This is a genomic window from Desulfonatronum thiodismutans, from assembly GCF_000717475.1.
In the GTDB taxonomy this organism is placed as follows: Bacteria; Desulfobacterota; Desulfovibrionia; order Desulfovibrionales; family Desulfonatronaceae; genus Desulfonatronum; species Desulfonatronum thiodismutans.
Genome location: NZ_JPIK01000013.1, coordinates 80,288 through 96,500, shown reverse-complemented (window position 1 = coordinate 96,500; position 16,213 = coordinate 80,288). Strand labels below are relative to the sequence as shown.

At 59.8% G+C, this 16,213-nt stretch carries 14 protein-coding genes; 10 read left to right on the top strand and 4 right to left on the bottom strand.

The annotated features are described in order from the left end of the window. The first annotated feature begins 117 nt into the window (after positions 1-117). From clpB to GY33_RS0110440, 7 genes are all read left to right on the top strand, one after another. Entirely contained in the window at positions 118-2,724 is a 2,607-nt protein-coding gene (gene clpB / locus GY33_RS0110470; RefSeq protein WP_031387294.1) for an ATP-dependent chaperone ClpB, read from the top strand. Further along, on the top strand, positions 2,717-3,859 hold the full coding sequence (locus GY33_RS0110465) for a DUF1786 domain-containing protein (RefSeq protein WP_084185086.1): 1,143 nt from the start codon (positions 2,717-2,719) through the stop codon (positions 3,857-3,859). The genes clpB and GY33_RS0110465 overlap by 8 nt, the downstream gene beginning before the upstream one ends. A gap of 235 nt (positions 3,860-4,094) precedes the next feature. After that, positions 4,095-5,837: a 30S ribosomal protein S1 gene (locus GY33_RS0110460; RefSeq protein WP_031387292.1), complete on the top strand. Its 1,743-nt coding sequence runs from the start codon at positions 4,095-4,097 to the stop codon at positions 5,835-5,837. Between the two features lie 46 nt (positions 5,838-5,883). Next, positions 5,884-6,717: a signal peptide peptidase SppA gene (gene sppA, locus GY33_RS0110455; RefSeq protein WP_051822508.1), complete on the top strand. Its 834-nt coding sequence runs from the start codon at positions 5,884-5,886 to the stop codon at positions 6,715-6,717. A 38-nt stretch (positions 6,718-6,755) separates the two neighbouring features. Next, complete coding sequence (mqnE, locus tag GY33_RS0110450) at positions 6,756-7,832, top strand: aminofutalosine synthase MqnE (RefSeq protein WP_031387290.1); 1,077 nt, start codon at positions 6,756-6,758, stop codon at positions 7,830-7,832. Then, positions 7,829-9,214 carry an aspartate kinase gene (locus GY33_RS0110445; protein WP_031387289.1) on the top strand — a complete coding sequence of 462 codons (1,386 nt, stop codon included), beginning with the start codon at positions 7,829-7,831 and terminating at the stop codon, positions 9,212-9,214. The genes mqnE and GY33_RS0110445 overlap by 4 nt, the downstream gene beginning before the upstream one ends. Before the next feature lie 12 nt (positions 9,215-9,226). After that, the gene (locus tag GY33_RS0110440; protein ID WP_031387288.1) at positions 9,227-10,099 is read left to right on the top strand and encodes a glycosyltransferase family 4 protein; all 873 of its coding nucleotides are present in this window, start codon (positions 9,227-9,229) and stop codon (positions 10,097-10,099) included. A 441-nt stretch (positions 10,100-10,540) separates the two neighbouring features. On the opposite strand, the gene GY33_RS21975 is transcribed toward GY33_RS0110440, so the two are convergent. Next, complete coding sequence (locus GY33_RS21975; RefSeq protein WP_200874862.1) at positions 10,541-10,657, bottom strand: DUF1902 domain-containing protein; 117 nt, start codon at positions 10,655-10,657, stop codon at positions 10,541-10,543. 31 nt (positions 10,658-10,688) lie between these two features. After that, positions 10,689-12,653: a transglycosylase SLT domain-containing protein gene (locus tag GY33_RS0110435; RefSeq protein WP_051822507.1), complete on the bottom strand. Its 1,965-nt coding sequence runs from the start codon at positions 12,651-12,653 to the stop codon at positions 10,689-10,691. 124 nt (positions 12,654-12,777) lie between these two features. On the opposite strand from GY33_RS0110435, the gene GY33_RS0110430 reads away from it, so the two are divergent. Next, on the top strand, positions 12,778-13,428 hold the full coding sequence (locus GY33_RS0110430) for a pyrimidine 5'-nucleotidase (RefSeq protein WP_035271853.1): 651 nt from the start codon (positions 12,778-12,780) through the stop codon (positions 13,426-13,428). Between the two features lie 44 nt (positions 13,429-13,472). On the opposite strand, the gene hypB is transcribed toward GY33_RS0110430, so the two are convergent. Beyond that, positions 13,473-14,135 (bottom strand): hydrogenase nickel incorporation protein HypB, encoded by a 663-nt coding sequence (gene hypB, locus GY33_RS0110425; RefSeq protein ID WP_031387285.1) that lies wholly within the window; start codon positions 14,133-14,135, stop codon positions 13,473-13,475. Positions 14,136-14,139: 4 nt separating this feature from the next. Then, entirely contained in the window at positions 14,140-14,496 is a 357-nt protein-coding gene (gene hypA, locus GY33_RS0110420) for a hydrogenase maturation nickel metallochaperone HypA (RefSeq protein ID WP_031387284.1), read from the bottom strand. Positions 14,497-14,767: 271 nt separating this feature from the next. Here hypA and GY33_RS0110415 point away from each other — a divergent pair, with 271 nt between their 5' ends. Further along, on the top strand, positions 14,768-15,424 hold the full coding sequence (locus tag GY33_RS0110415) for a CBS domain-containing protein (protein ID WP_031387283.1): 657 nt from the start codon (positions 14,768-14,770) through the stop codon (positions 15,422-15,424). 2 nt (positions 15,425-15,426) lie between these two features. Then, the gene (locus tag GY33_RS0110410; RefSeq protein ID WP_031387282.1) at positions 15,427-16,209 is read left to right on the top strand and encodes an ABC transporter ATP-binding protein; all 783 of its coding nucleotides are present in this window, start codon (positions 15,427-15,429) and stop codon (positions 16,207-16,209) included. Positions 16,210-16,213: the final 4 nt, after the last annotated feature.

Here is a 16,213-nt window from a genome sequence, read left to right as displayed (position 1 = left end):
CACGTCCCCGTACTCGTTCACGTACGGCGCGCATCATCAGCCATGTCAAGTACGTGAACGTGTACGGGGACGATAGGTATAACTCGGAACATTTACCCCCTCACGGAGGAACCGCATATGGACATGAACAAATTCACCCAGAAGTCCCAGGAAGCCCTGGCCGAAGCTCAGACCGCGGCCATCCGCTTTGGACACCAGCAAATCGACGTGGAGCATCTGCTCCTGGCCCTGGTCAACCAGGAAAACGGCCTGGCGCCTCGCCTGTTGGATCGGGCCGGGGTCAAGCCGCGAAATTACGTGCAAGCCTTGGAAAGCGAGATCGGCAAGCTGCCCAAGATCAGCGGCCCCGGAGCCCAGCCCGGCCAGGTGGTGGTGACCCCGCGTCTGAACGGCGTCCTGCTCAAGGCCCAGGAAAAGGCCAAGAAGATGCAGGACGAATACGTCAGCGTGGAGCACGTCCTGCTGGCCATTCTGGATGAGCCCTCCTCCACGACCGCCGGGCGGGTGAACAAGCAGTTCAGCCTGACTCCGGACCGGATTCTGGCCGTGCTCACCGAAGTCCGCGGCAACCAGCGGGTCACCTCGGCCAATCCGGAAGACACCTACGAGGCCTTGCAGAAGTACGGTCGCGACCTGGTGGAGGAAGCCCGCAAGGGCAAGCTGGACCCGGTCATCGGCCGGGACCAGGAAATCCGCCGCTGCATCCGGGTGCTGTCCCGCCGAACCAAGAACAACCCCGTCCTGGTGGGCGAAGCCGGCGTGGGCAAGACGGCCATCGTGGAAGGCCTGGCCCAGCGCATCCTGAAGCAGGACGTGCCCGAGGGCCTCAAGGACAAGACCGTTTTCTCCCTGGACATGGGCGCGCTCATCGCCGGGGCCAAATACCGGGGCGAGTTCGAGGAGCGGCTCAAGGCCGTGCTGAAGGAGGTCCAGCAATCCGAGGGCCGTATCCTGCTGTTCATCGACGAGATCCACACCATTGTCGGCGCGGGCAAGGCCGAGGGGGCCATGGACGCGGGCAACCTGCTCAAGCCCATGCTGGCCCGGGGCGAGCTGCACTGCATCGGGGCCACCACCCTGGACGAGTACCGCAAGCACATCGAAAAGGATCCGGCACTGGAGCGCCGTTTTCAGCCCGTACTGGTGGAAGAACCCAGCGTAGAGGACACCATCTCCATCCTGCGTGGCCTGAGGGAACGCTTCGAGGTGCACCACGGGGTGCGGATCAACGACAGCGCCATTGTCGAAGCCGCGGTGCTCTCTCACCGCTACATCACGGATCGCCAGCTCCCGGACAAAGCCATTGACCTGATCGACGAGGCCGGGGCCATGCTGCGCACGGAGATCGACTCTCTGCCTTCGGAACTGGACGAGATCAACCGCAAGGTCCTGCAACTGGAGATCGAGCGCGAAGCCCTGAAGCGGGAGACGGACGAAAGCTCACGGGACCGCCTGGAAAAGCTGGAAAAGGAGCTGGCCGACCTCAAGGAAACCCAGGGCGCGCTCCTGGCCCAGTGGGAAAAGGAAAAGCAGACCATCGACGAGTTGCGCAACGTCAAGGAGGAGATTGAAAAGGTCCGCCTGGAAATCGAGGAGGCCGAACGGGCCTACGACCTGAACCGGGTGGCCGAGCTGCGCTACGGCAAGCTGGCCCAACTGGAAAAAATGCTTTCCGCCCAGGACGACAAGATGACCGCCGAATCCGGCGGGGCGCGGATGGTCAAGGAAGAGGTCGGTCCGGACGACGTGGCCGAGATCGTCTCCCGCTGGACCGGGATTCCGGTTTCGCGGCTCCTGGAAGGAGAGCGGGAAAAGCTGCTCCGCCTGGGTGACACCCTGCACGAGCGGGTGGTGGGCCAGGACGAGGCGGTCACGGCCGTGGCCGACGCGGTGCTCCGGGCCCGGGCCGGACTGAAGGACCCCAACCGGCCCATCGGCTCTTTCATCTTCCTCGGCCCCACCGGCGTGGGCAAGACCGAGCTGTGCAAGACCCTGGCCCAGGCCCTGTTCGACACCGAGGAAAACATGGTCCGCCTGGACATGTCCGAGTACATGGAAAAGCACACCGTGGCCCGCCTGATCGGCGCGCCCCCCGGCTACATCGGCTACGACGAGGGCGGGCAGCTCACGGAGGCCGTGCGTCGCAAACCCTACAGCGTGGTCCTCTTCGACGAGGTGGAAAAGGCCCACCAGGACGTGTTCAACACCCTGCTCCAGATCCTGGACGACGGTCGGCTGACCGACAGCCAGGGTCGGACCGTGGACTTCAAGAATACGATCATCATCATGACCTCCAACTTGGGCTCCCAGTACCTGCTGGAGGGCATCACCCCCGAGGGCGAGCTGCGGCCCGGCACCCGGGACCAGGTCATGGGCACGTTGCGCTCCCATTTCCGGCCCGAGTTCCTGAACCGGGTGGACGAGGTGGTCCTGTTCAAGCCGCTGCTCCTGGAACAGATCAAACAGATCATCGACCTGCTGCTCCAGGGCCTGCGTGGCAGACTGGCGGACCGCAAGATCGAGCTGGAGATGACCGACCAAGCCCGTGACTTCATCGCCCGGGAGGCCTACGACCCGATCTACGGGGCCCGGCCTCTGCGCCGCTATCTCCAGGCACGGCTGGAAACCCCGCTGGCCAAGGCGATCATCTCCGGCAAGATTCTGGACGGCCAGAAGATCCGCATCGACGTGGGCGATGAGGGGTTGGTGCTGAACAATGGGTGAGGTGAAGGGGAAGAATCAGGAGTCAGGAGTCAGGAGTCAGAATTCAGAAGTCAGAAGCCGGACAGGAGGAGAAGCGCGGGAGTTCGATGCGCAGCCGCGCTCGGTTCTGTGTCTGGACATCGGCAGCGGGACCCAGGACGTACTGTTGCACATCCCTGGCGAGCAGCCGGAAAACTGCCCCAAGTTCGTGCTGCCCTCTCCGGCCCGGGTGATTGCCGAGCGGCTTGCGGCCCTGACCGCGGCCCGGCGGGCCGTCTGGCTCTACGGGGATAACATGGGTGGCGGTTTTTTTCGGGCCGCCAAGGCCCATCTGGACCTGGGCCTGCCCCTGGCCGCCCATCCAGAGGCAGCCTTTTCCCTGGGGGACAACCCGGAGCGGGTCCGGGCCCTGGGCGTGAACCTGACCGAAGTCTGCCCGCCCGGCCACGTCCCGCTACACCTGGTCGACTTTGATCCGGGCTTCTGGCGAACCTTTCTGGCCGCCGCCGGACTGGACTACCCGGACCTGATCCTGGCCGCGGCCCAAGACCACGGATATCACCCGGATTCCAGCAACCGTATCGGCCGGTTCCACCTCTGGCGCGACTTCCTGCTCCAGGCCCACGGACGACCCGAGGCCCTGGTCTTCGCCGACCCGCCTTTACAACTGACCCGCCTGCGCACCCTGAAAGCTCGCATCGGAGCCGGACTGGTGGCGGACACCGGCGCGGCCGCGGTGCTTGGTGCGCTCTTCGAGCCCGAGGTCCGCGAACGTCAACGCAGGGAAGGCGTATGCGTGGTCAATGTGGGCAACAGCCACGTCCTGGGCTTCCTGCTCTTCCAGGACCAAATCCTGGGCGTCTACGAACAGCATTCCAACCGGAGCCGCGAGGATGTCCTGGCCGACCTGGCTCTGTTCCGCCAGGGCCTGTTGACCCACCAGCAGGTCATGGACCAATACGGTCACGGCTGCCTGACCCTTAACCTGCCGCCGCAAGCCGGAATATTCGCCCCCACCTACGTCCTTGGCCCCCGCCGGACTCTGCTCCAGGACACCGGGGCCATTTTCCTGGCCCCAGGCGGAGACATGATGTTGGCCGGATGCTTCGGCCTGCTGCAGGGATGGGAGTTCGCCTCCGCGAAGCACGCACGTTGAAAAAACGAAAAAAGCAATGATCTTCGCCAGCCACTACGAACGCCGCCCAAATCACCGCCGATCTGGGTGCCTCCCCCAGGAGGTGCCGTTCCGTCGGTCTACTTCAAGGGCGCGGATGAGATACGAGAACCGATTTGCCGGAACGACGAAGGTGGCTACAGTTGTCAACGCTGGATTGTTCTGCTAGGGCGTAGCAAAAAATTTTTGTCGTAGGACAAGGTTCAGGGGGAACACAATGACCAACACAACAGACGAGACGCAGGATCAGTTCGACCAGGAGATGGAACTCAACTTCGAGGCGGAGCTGGAGCAGTATTTGAACGACGATTTCGGCGATGTCGATGAAGGAAGCATCGTTCAAGGTGAGGTTGTCAAAATCGACGGGGATCACATCCTGGTGGACGTGAACTTCAAGTCCGAGGGTCAGATTCCGGCCGCGGAATTCAAGGACCAGGACGGAAATCTCACGATCAAGATGGGCGACAAGATCGACGTCTACGTGATCAAGAAAAATGAAGGAGAAGGCTCGATTCTCCTGTCCAGGGAAAAAGCCAAGCGGATGCAGCTGTTCGACAAGCTTGAGGGTGTCCTGGATTCCAACGAGGTTATCACGGGGACGATCACCAAACGCATCAAGGGCGGTTATCATGTGGACGTGGACGGCGTGGAAGCCTTTTTGCCCGGCTCCCACGTGGATCTGCGACCGGTACCGGACATGGACGCCCTGGTTGGCCAGGACTTCGAATTCCGAGTTCTGAAGGTCAATCGCCGTCGCAGCAACGTCATTGTGTCCCGCCGTGTCCTGCTTGAGGAAGAACGCGACAGCATGCGTCAGACTCTGCTCCAGAATATTGAGGAAGGTCAGACGATTGAGGGCAAGGTCAAGAACATCACCGACTACGGCGTGTTCGTCGATCTCGGTGGACTGGACGGCCTGCTGCACATCACGGACATGGCCTGGAAGCGCATCCGCCATCCCAAGGAAATGGTCCAAATCGGCGACGATCTGGAACTGATGGTTCTCAACTTCGACAAGGAAAACCAGAAAGTTTCCCTGGGCCTGAAGCAGCTGGTCCCGGATCCGTGGACCAACATCGCGGCCAAATTTCCCGAAGACACCCGCCTGACCGGCAAGGTTACCAACTTGGTGGATTACGGCGCATTCGTGGAATTGGAGCCCGGTGTTGAGGGCTTGGTGCACATCTCCGAAATGTCCTGGACCCGCAAGCTGCGCCATCCCTCCCAGATGGTCCGGGTTGGCGATGCCGTGGACGTGATCGTCCTGGGCGTGGATCAGGAAAAGAAGCGCATTTCCCTGGGCATGAAGCAGGTTGCGCCCAATCCTTGGGACGTGGTCGGCGAGAAATATCCGGATGGCACCGTGCTTGAAGGCACCATCAAGAACATCACGGAATTCGGCATGTTCGTGGGCATCGAGGACGGCATCGACGGCCTGATCCACGTGTCGGACATTTCCTGGACCAAGAAAGTCCGCCATCCCAGCGAGATGTACAAGGTCGGCGACGTTGTCCAGGCCAAAGTGCTCACCGTGGACAAGAACAGCGAGAAATTCACCCTGGGCGTCAAGCAGCTCACGGAAGACCCATGGTCTTTGGTACCCCAGCGCTATCCCGTGGGCTCCACCGTTTCCGGCACCGTGACCAACATCACGGACTTCGGCCTGTTCATCGAGGTCGAGGAAGGCATTGAAGGCTTGGTCCACGTTTCCGAGGTCAGCCGGAAAAAGATCAAGAAGCCCAGTGAATTGTTCCAGGAAAATCAGGTCATTCAGGCCAGGGTCATCCACGTTAGCGCGGATGAACGCCGCCTGGGCCTGTCCATTAAGGCCCTGGAAGAGGACGAATTGAAGAAAGGTCGCGAATTCCATGGCAATGTCGGAGCCTCCACCCAGGCCGCCAGCACCAACCTGGGCGACTTGATCCGGCAAAATATCGAGGAAGGAACATCTGAAGACTAAATCCAGCTTCAGTCAGCGTCATCCATTTCTCTTTGGATTACTGTTGATGTTCACGGCCGTGGCCCTGGTTTCCGGGGCCATGGCCGTTTGGCGTTCTTACGCCGAGAAGCACCCCGGCGCGTTTCTGGCCTTTTCCAGTCCCAAGATTGGCGTGGTGCACATCGAGGGGATGATTCTGGACCCCACGGACGACCTGAACTGGATTCGCCGCTTACGCGAGGATCCCACGGTTCTGGGCGTCTTGGTCCGGATCAACTCGCCCGGCGGGGTGGTCGGTCCGTCTCAGGAGTTGCATCGAGGTCTGCAACGTTTAGCTGAGCGCAAGCCGGTGGTCGTCTCCATGGGGGCGGTGGCCGCTTCCGGCGGCTATTACGTGGCCGTGGCCGGGGATCAAATCATGGCCAATCCGGGCACCCTCACCGGAAGTATCGGGGTGCGGATGGAACTGACCAACCTCCAGGGACTGATGGAAAAGCTGGGCATCCGACGAGAGTCCCTGGCCAGTGGCGAGTTCAAGTCCGCCGTGACGCCCTTTGAGGAGCTGACTCCGGAGACACGGGCCTATCTTCAGGCCGTGGTCATGGACATGCACGGCCAGTTCACGCGGGATATCGCCCAGGGCCGGGACATGCCCCTGGAAGAGGTAGAAAAAATCGCCGACGGCCGGATCATGACCGGCTTACAGGCCCTGGAACTCGGGCTGATCGATGCCATCGGCGGCCAAGAGGAGGCTTTGGATTTGCTGCGGTCCATTGCCGAGATCGACGAGCGCGTCGACCTCATTGAAGATCCGAAGCGAGACCAGTCACTCTGGAAAAAAATTCTCGGCTCGGTGGAAGAAGAGCTTCGCGTTCAAGGCCCTTTGTGGGTCTTTCGGTGAGCGGCTTCGGGAAATGAACGCGGCGAGGAGAATCCCACGTGCTTGACCGCATCATTGAAAAGGTAGTCGGCAATGCCCGGCTCAGTCGAGACGAGGTCCTGACCTTGGCCCGGGAGGCCGACATCCATGTTCTGGGACGGCTGGCCCTGGCCCGGCGCTCCGAACTGCATGGCCAAAACGCCTATTTCGTCTACAACCAGCACCTCAATTACACCAACATTTGCCAGAACGCCTGCCGGTTCTGCGCCTTCAGCCGCCGGGTCGGGGACGAGGACGCCTACACCTTAACCGTGGACGAGGCCGCTGAAAGAGTCCGGTCTAGGGGCGAAGAGCCGATTCGGGAGATCCACATCGTCGGCGGCCTGAACCCGGAATTGCCCTACCAATACTACCTGGACCTGGTCAGCGCGGTGAAGCAAGCCCGCCCCACCGCCTCGGTCAAGGCCTTCACCGCCGTAGAGGTGGCCTTTCTGGCCCAGCGCGGCGGAATATCCCCGCGCCAAGTGCTCCGGGACCTCCAGGCCGCCGGCCTGGACGCGTTGCCCGGCGGCGGCGCGGAGGTCTTTTCCCCAGCCCTGCGTGCCAAACTCTGTCCGGAAAAGGTTTCCGGCGAAAAATGGCTGGAAATACACGAGCTGGCCCATGAACTTGGCATCCGCTCCAACGCCACCATGCTCTTCGGCCACATCGAAACCTGGGACGACCGCCTGGACCACCTCCTGGCCCTGCGGGACCTGCAGGACCGCACCGACGGTTTCATGTGCTTCATCCCCCTGCCCTATCAGCCCCGGCACAACGACCTCCAGGCCAAAGGGCCGGACGGCCTGGACATCTTGCGGATGCTGGCCGTGTCCCGCATCGTTCTGGACAACGTCCGGCACCTCAAGGCCTATTGGGTGATGACCGGGATCAAGGCTGCCCAGATGGGCCTATGGTACGGCGCGGACGACCTGGACGGGACCATTGTCGAGGAACGTATCGGCCACGCCGCCGGAGCCGAGACCCCCAAGGGCATGACCCGTGACCAGATCATGGAAGTCATCTCCCAGGCCGGATTCATTCCGGTGGAGCGCACCAGCCACTTCGAGCCGACGAGCCCGGACGTTAGCGCATGAAAGTCATCAAAATCGGCGGAGGGTGCCTGAACGGCAAGGAAACCATCGCCGCCATCCTGGACTTGCTGGTCACCCGCGGCCAAGGCAACATCATCGTGGTTTCGGCCCTGGGCGGCGTGACGGACCTGCTTTTGGAGGCCATGCCCCAGGCCGTGGCCGAGGAGGAAGCGGTGGGCCGGGTCATGGACCGGCTGAAGCACAAGCACATGCTGGTGGCCCGGTATCTGATCCGCGACGACAAGGACGTCCGGGCCTACTCCCGCGAGCTGGGCAAAACCCTGGCCCGCCTGGAACGGCTGTTCTACGGCCTGCACTACACCAAGGACGTCACCCCGCGCATGGTCGACGCCATCAGTGGGTTCGGCGAAAAAATCTGCGCCCAACTCCTGGCCGCGATCCTCAATGCCCGGGGAAGCAAGGCGTCCTGTCGGCTGCCGGAAGAAATCGGCGTGATCACGGACGGCAAGTTCGGAGACGCCACGGCCCTTCTGGTTCCGTCAGAAAATAATTTCCAGGAGCGGCTCGCCTGCCGCCTCAACGGCGGACAGATCACCATCATTCCCGGATTTTACGGCATCAACGCAGACGGGGAGACCACGACCTTCGGACGCGGGGGCAGCGACTATTCAGCGGCCGTGTTCGCGGCCATTTCCGGGGCGGACGTGCTGGAAATCTGGAAGGACGTGGACGGTTTCCTCAGCGCGGACCCGAAATTCGTGCCCCAGGCCAAATTGATCCCGGAGCTGTCCTATGACGAAGCGGCGGAACTAGCCTACTTCGGAGCAAAAATCCTGCACCCCCGGACCGTGGAGCCTCTGCGCAAAAAAGGCCTGTCCATCGTCATCACCAACACCCTCAGGCCGGACAAGGTCGGCAGTCGGATCACGGCCAGGGGCAAGGCCGCTCCCGGCGTGATCAAGAGCGTGGCCTACACCACGGACATCGCCATTCTCAAGGTGCATGCCTCGGGAGTGGGCAAGCGACGCGGCATTCTGGGCGAGGTGGCCGCTTCCGTGGCCGCCCGGGGAGTAAACATCAAGTCCGTGGTCACCTCCCAGACCTGCATCAGCCTGCTGCTCTCCCGCCGGGACCTGGAACCGGCCGCCTTGGCCCTGGCCAACCTGCATCCCCGCCCCTATCGTAAGCTGGAAAAAAGCACGAACAAAGCCTTGATAGCCGTGGTGGGCAAGGGCCTGTCCACCAAGCCCGGCATCGCCGCGGCCTGCTTCAGCGCCGCGGCCCAGTGCCAAGTGAACATCGAAATGATCGCCTTCGGCCCTTCCCCAGCCGCCCTCTACTTCATCGTCCGCGAAACCGACCTGCACAAGGCCGTCACCGCCATCCACACCGCTTTTTTCGCCAATCCCGCCTGTTCAATCTGACGTTGAAACCCCATGAGCGCCGATAAAATCAGAATAGTCGCGTGCACCCTTTCTCTCGGGCAAGGTAATGGCATTGCCGCGATGGACAACCTTCTCTGGTCAAAAATCGACCGCGACAAATTTGATCTAACGTATTGCTACACAAGCATTACAGATAATCAGATTCCACCTGAAAACACTTACCATGTTTATGTTCCTCTGGAAAATAGATATGAAATTTTGAAAAATTTTTTTTTAAAAGCAGATATTGTACAATTTAATGGAGGCTTTGACCCTGTAGTTTGCGATGCTGCAAGAATATCGAACGTACCGATAGTTGTCGAAATTATGCACCAGTGCGAACGAGGCCAAAGAATGCAAAACATCGACATCACGGTCTGTGTTTCAGAGAGTGTACAGAGATTCCAGCCAAATAAAAACAAAACACTAATCATATCGAATGGAATAGATATAAAAAAATATAATTATTTAAAAGAAATAAGAGATGAAGATAGATTTGTTATTCTTCAAGTTTCGAGGAAAAACAAAAAAATGCACTTCTGTCTAAGCGAAGTTGCTGAAGAGTTCCTCAACATTGATTCTCGCATAGAAATATGGATTGTTGGAGCAGGATTTTCAAGAGAAGAAAGCCATAAAGGAAGATTAAAAAAGCTAGGTGTGAGCAGTAAAATGCAAACACTCTATCAAAAAGCTGACGTTATGCTCCTAGCTTCAGTCCAAGACGCATTTGGCCTTGCTTGTGTTGAAGCAATGGCGTCTGGTTGCATACCGATTGTTTCAGCAGATGGGGCTATGGATACTATTGTAGATCACGAAAAAAATGGTTGGCTTCTCTACAAAACGCACATCGAATATGCAAAAAAATACATAAAAAAAGCGATATAGTTAAAAAAAAACCAAAAAAATTATTTCAATGCAAAAAAAAGCAAGAGAAAAGGTTGTTAGTCAATATTCAGATAAATTTACCATACAAAAATACGAGCAACTTTACTCACATCTTCACGTATTAGGCTCAAAAAAGCAAAATATAGAACATAAGGCTTTCTCAATCAGTTCGGAAAGCCTTCTTGCTCAAACATTCTTTGAAATTCAAGCATCTATTCCAATCGAGAAAATTCTTTCAAAGTGGACAAACATCGACTCGAAATACATAGCCCCACTGAATGAACCACGAGATCCCGCAAATACCCAATGCATCAGGACTATCGAGAACGTTTTTAAAAAAATTGGCCATGCTGGCTACACACAACTATCAACTCATCTCCTTACATTACTGCACCACATTAAGCAGTGAATACTCCACCGGCTGTAAGCCGGTGGCTTCAGTTAACAGCTAAAGCTGGCGACATCGGCTTCAGTGACCAACCCGGGAACATCGTCGCTTTCCGCCACCCACCCCCCCGGCCTCCGTATCCCAAAACGCCGTGACTGTGAATTCTTCAAGCATGCAACTCTCCTTTTCCCCAAAACTCAATCAATACCCGCTTTCCGCCACCCGAGTTCCCCCGTCCCGGGGCTGGACCGGAGGGAGGCGGAGGCTGACACGGGTCAGCGGTTGGCCGAGGCGGTGTTCGTAAATGGCGGTGTAGGACAGGACGCGTTCCACGTAGTTGCGGGTTTCGTTGAACGGGATGGTTTCCACCCAGATGTCCGCGGGGAGTTCGCCGCCCTGGGGCAGCCAGCCTTTGACCCGGTGTTGACCGGCATTGTAGGCGGCGGTGGCCAGGGCGTAGTGGTTCTGGAGATCGTCCAGCTGTCGGCGTAAATAGGTGGTGCCGTAACGGATGTTCCGCTCGGGCTGGAGCAGCAGCTGGGAGTTGGCGAGCCGCTCTCCGTGCCACCCGGCGATGCGCTGACCGGTCTGGGGCATGATCTGCATCAGCCCCAGGGCGCCGGCGGACGAGCCCACGTCTTCCATGAACAGGCTCTCCTGACGCATCACTCCGTAGACCCAGGCTGGGTTGAGGCTTTTAGATGTACTCTGGGCCATGATCTGGGACGAATAGGGCAAGGGGAAGCGGATTTCCAAGTCCGTATGGTGCCGTGCAGCCACTGTGGCCGTGATGGCCCGGTCATGCCACCCCAGTTCCCTGGCCCAGATGGCCGCGGCCAACTTAACACCTTCATCCAGCCGGGGCAGCGCCCGCTGCCATTCGCTACGCCCCGGGCCGAAACGCTTCAGGGCGAAAAATTCCACGGCCCGGCGTAAACCGGGGTCTTGCTTGGCCATGTTCAGCATCTCGGCGGTCACGGCCACGGGCTGATGCTCCACCTCGTAGGCCCGTCCGAGGCGGTCCGCGGCCAGCATGCCGAAATAGTGCGTTTCACTGGCCAAATCCTGGTACAGGGCCAGGGCGTGTTCAGCCCATCCGGTCTGCTCCAAGGCCCGCGCCCGCCAATATCTCCACCTGGGGTCTTGCTGCTGACTTTTCGTCAACCCGTCCAGCTTGGTCAGGGCGGCCGCCCAATCCTGTTGGCGCAAGGCCGCACGCACGCCCCATTCCCGCAGCCGATCACTTCTCAGGTCCACGGGCAGAGTCCCGATCCGTTCCACGGCCCCGTCCTCGAAACGCAGGCTCATGAACAGGGCGATATCCACCTCGATGTCGGCGAACCGCTCCCGTTCCAGGCCGTAGCGCAAGCGAAGCCGGTCCCAGTCCCGAGCTGTTCGAGAGGCGTCCACACGGGTCAGCTTGCGCATGCCGTGGGTCAGCACCGGGAGGACGAAGTCACTTTGGACCCCGTTCCAAGTGCGCTCCAGGACCAGACCGGGACGTTCGTCCACCTTGCACCAGTACTCCACCCAGGGGCGTTCCTCCGGGGGGAGAAACCGCGTCAGGTAGCGCGCCAGCCCTGTCTGTCCGGCGTTCATGGCCAACTGAATTCGCTCCACCACCAACCCCTTGGTCAAGAGTCCCTTGCCCATCCAGGCCGCGAAGAGTGGATCGCAACTCTTTGGGCGGGATGTCCCGGACAGCCACATCTCACCGGCATGCTCCATGGCCGCCCCGGTTTTTCCGGCGCCCAGCAGGGCTTGGCCATACAGGCATTGAAGGTCCTCATTGGTCTGAGGGGTATAGTCCTGAACAAAATCCGCCCAGCGTGACTGTTTGGCCAGCTCCCGCAGCCACTTCCGACGCAGGGAATCCGATGCCGGGATATCACCATAGGCCTTCAAAAAAGCCCGAACCTCTGCTGTCGATCCGGATCCGAGCCTTCGCTCAAGGTCAGTGGCGGCCAGATAGGGCGTCAGCGGGTAGCCGTCGAGGCGGGGCAGCAGGTTCAAGTAGGCTTGGCGTTGCCCTTTGCGCAATGCTTCTTCGGCCTGAAGAAACAACCTCCGTTGTTCTTCCACGGATGCGGCTTGGGCGGGACCAAGCCAAACAAGTAAGGCGGCCACGGCAAAAAGGACGTAGATCGTCAATCGCGGCATGCGCATGTGCGGATCTCCTGAGCGGGTTGAGGTTCGCCTGATCAATGGCTATGCATACTGTCAATTCCGCTCAAGACTGACAAGCCCCATTTCCTTCAGCAGCCAACCAAAACTTTCATCAGGACTCATAATGGACGCGTTCATCTTTGATTTGGACAATACCCTTTACCCGGCGTCAACCTCGTTGTTTCCGTTGATCGACGCCCGGATCAACCAATACATGCATGAACGGGCCGGCATTCCCGAAGACCGGGTGGACGAGTTGCGCCGCCGATACTGGAAAGACTACGGGTTGACCATGGTCGGACTGGCCAAGCATCATGGCGTGGATCAGGAAGACTACCTGGACTTTGTCCATGACGTGGACGTGGCCTCGGTCCTGCGGCCCCAACCGGAACTGGCCCTGGCCCTGTCCGCCCTGCCCGGGGTCAAGGTCGTCCTGACCAACGGCTCCCTGAACCATGCCCTGCGGGTGCTGGCAGTTCTTGGCCTGCGGGATGTATTTACGGAGATTTTCGACGTTCGGCTGGCGGCCTACCGGCCCAAGCCTTACCCGGAACCGTACCGGGAAACCCTGCGCCGACTGGGCGTCCCGGGGTCGCGGTGCGTGATGGTGGAGGACATTGCCCTGAATCTGAAGACAGCCAAGGAATTCGGCATGACCACGGTGCTGATCGGTCCTGGCAACGGCGAAGACTACGTGGACGTGCGCATCGACGAAGTAGGATTGTTTCCGGACGTCTACGCACGCCTTGAGTGGGAAAAGAAAAAGGCGGGCTGATAGCCCGCCGGAAATGTCATCGACTGGTTGCCGTTGGCAGGATGCTATCGGCGTTCCGCCAGAGCCGCTTCCTTGAGCCAGGCATACCAAGGTTCCAGTCCCTCTCCCGTACGGCAGGAAACCGGGAAGACGATGATTTCCGGGTTCAGGGCGCGGGCGAAGCGGGTGGCCCGCTCCAGGTCGAAGTCCACGTAGGGCAGCAGGTCGATCTTGTTCAGCAGCAGCACTTTGGACTGGGCGAACATCATCGGGTACTTCTCCGGCTTGTCGTCGCCCTCGGTCACGCTGAGCAGGGTCACCTTGGCCTTTTCCCCCAGGTCAAACTCCGCCGGGCAGACAAGATTGCCCACGTTCTCGATGAACAGCACGTCCAAGGCCGCCAGGTCCATCTGCTTCAAAGCCTCCAGGATCATGGAGCTGTCCAGGTGGCAGCCGCCCTCGGTGTTGATCTGCACGGCCTGAGCCCCGGTGGCGGCCACTCGCCGGGCGTCGTTGTCCGTCTGCAGGTCGCCCTCGATCACGGCCATGCGCAGTTCGTCGCGCAGATCGTTCAGGGTTCGCTCCAGCAGAGAGGTCTTTCCGGCTCCCGGCGAACTCATCAGGTTCAGGGCCAGAAGATTGTTTTCCGCATAGACGTTGCGGAGCTGATCAGCCAGGCGGTTGTTGGCATCCAGGATATTCCGGATCACGGGGATGGCTTTGGACATGATATCAAGTGTCTCCTTCGATATGGGCGATGTTCAGTTCCTTGCCGGTGAGCACGGCATGCGCGAACTCCTCGCCGCAGGACGGGCAGGGGGCGAAGTGCAGACTCCGCACCTCAGGCGAAAACGTCGTTTCGCACTTGGAGCATCGCAAAGACAGCGGCACTTTTTCATACTCCAATACCGCCCCTTCCAGGGCCGTGCCTCGGGTCATGGCCTCAAAGGCCAGGTCCAGGGCCTCCGGAACCATGGTGGACAACGCTCCGTGCTGGATGGTTATCCGCTGCACGGTGCGCAGACCGTGATTGGCCATCTCGGTTTCCACGATCCGGATCAAGGCGTCGGCAATTGACATCTCGTGCATGGGGAACCCCTTACTGGAAACCTCCGGCATCGTCCAGGGAGAAAAAGACCGCCCGTTACTGCCCAGATTCCTTGCCCCCGCAACCTCGGCTGGACTCCAACGGCTTGAGCGGCTATCAGTGCCGACACCGGCACGCCGAATACTCCGTTCATGCCTTCATATCGCCGTTGACGGAGCAAGTATTGGACAAAAACCTCCATCGCCTGCTCCATTTCGTTGAGTGCGAAAAATCACAACCCATGTTTTCCGCAAGCCCAAGGAGAATCCCGCCATGTATGTCGGACTGAAAATGCTCACGGACATGCCCACCATCACCCCCAAGACCCTGGTGATGGAAGCGGACAAGATCATGGAAGAAAACCGCCTCTGGATGCTCATGGCGGTGGATGAGAAAGGCCGATTCATCGGCGCCGTGCGCAAGGAGGACGTTCGCTCGGCCCTACCCTCGCCGGTGACCACCCTCAGCCGTCACGAACTGAACTACCTGATGTCCAAGCTGACCGTGGAAAAGCTGATTCTCAAGGATATTCCCTCCGTGCCGCCCCAGATGGAAATCGAGGAGGCGGCCAAGATCATGTACGACAAGGACTTGGCCGGATTGCCCGTGGTGGACTCCAAAAACGTTCTGCTGGGGTACATCAACCGCAACGTGATGCTCGACGTTCTGGTGGAGGAAATGGGGCTGGCCCAGGGCGGATCGCGGATCGTCTTCGAGGTGGAGGAACGCACCGGGGTCATCGCCGAAGTCTCGAACATCATCGCGGCCATGAACGTGAGCATCATCTCCACGGCCACGTTTTATCACAACAATAAGCGGATGGTGGTCATTCGGGTCCAGATGGACGATCCAGGGCCGGTTCTCAAGGCCTTGCTGGAACGCGGCTACCATGTCGTCGGCCCCTGCGATTTCGCCAAGGAATGGTGCTAAAAATGGCCATGCTGGAAGTCAGTGACGTCACCCTGACCTTTCGCGGCCTGGCCGCCCTGCTGAATGTCGGCTTCAGCGTGGAGCAGGGCCAGATCGCCTCGCTCATCGGCCCCAACGGCGCGGGCAAGACGAGCATGCTCAATTGCATCAGTGGGCGGTACCATCCGGACGAGGGCAAAATCGCACTAAATGGACGCGACCTGCTCCCCATGGCGGCCCACGACCGGGTCACGGCCGGACTGTCGCGCACCTTTCAGAACATCGCCCTATTCAAGGGCTTGAGCGTGCTGGACAACCTGATGGTCGGCCGCCACGTCCGCCTGGACTACGGCCTGCTTTCGTCCCTGTTTTACTGGGGCAAAGCCCGGCGCAGCGAGGATCTGCACCGCAAGCGCATCGAGGAAATCATCGACTTTCTCGGCCTGTCCCCCTACCGCCACCAGGTGGCGGGCAAGCTGCCCTACGGGGTGCAAAAACGGGTCGAGCTGGGCCGGGCCCTGGCCGGAGAACCGGAACTGCTGCTCCTGGACGAACCCATGGCCGGGATGAACCTGGAAGAAACCGAGGACATGGCCCGCTACATCCTAGACATCAACGAGGAATGGGGCATCACCGTGCTCCTGGTGGAACACGACATGGGCGTGGTCATGGATATCTCCGACCAAGTGATCGTCCTGGATTTCGGCCAAATCCTGGCCACCGGCACCCCGGCCCAGGTCCAGGCCGACCCGAACGTCGTCGCCGCCTACCTGGGCAGCGACAATGCGTCGTTTGTCGGAAGATAGCCAC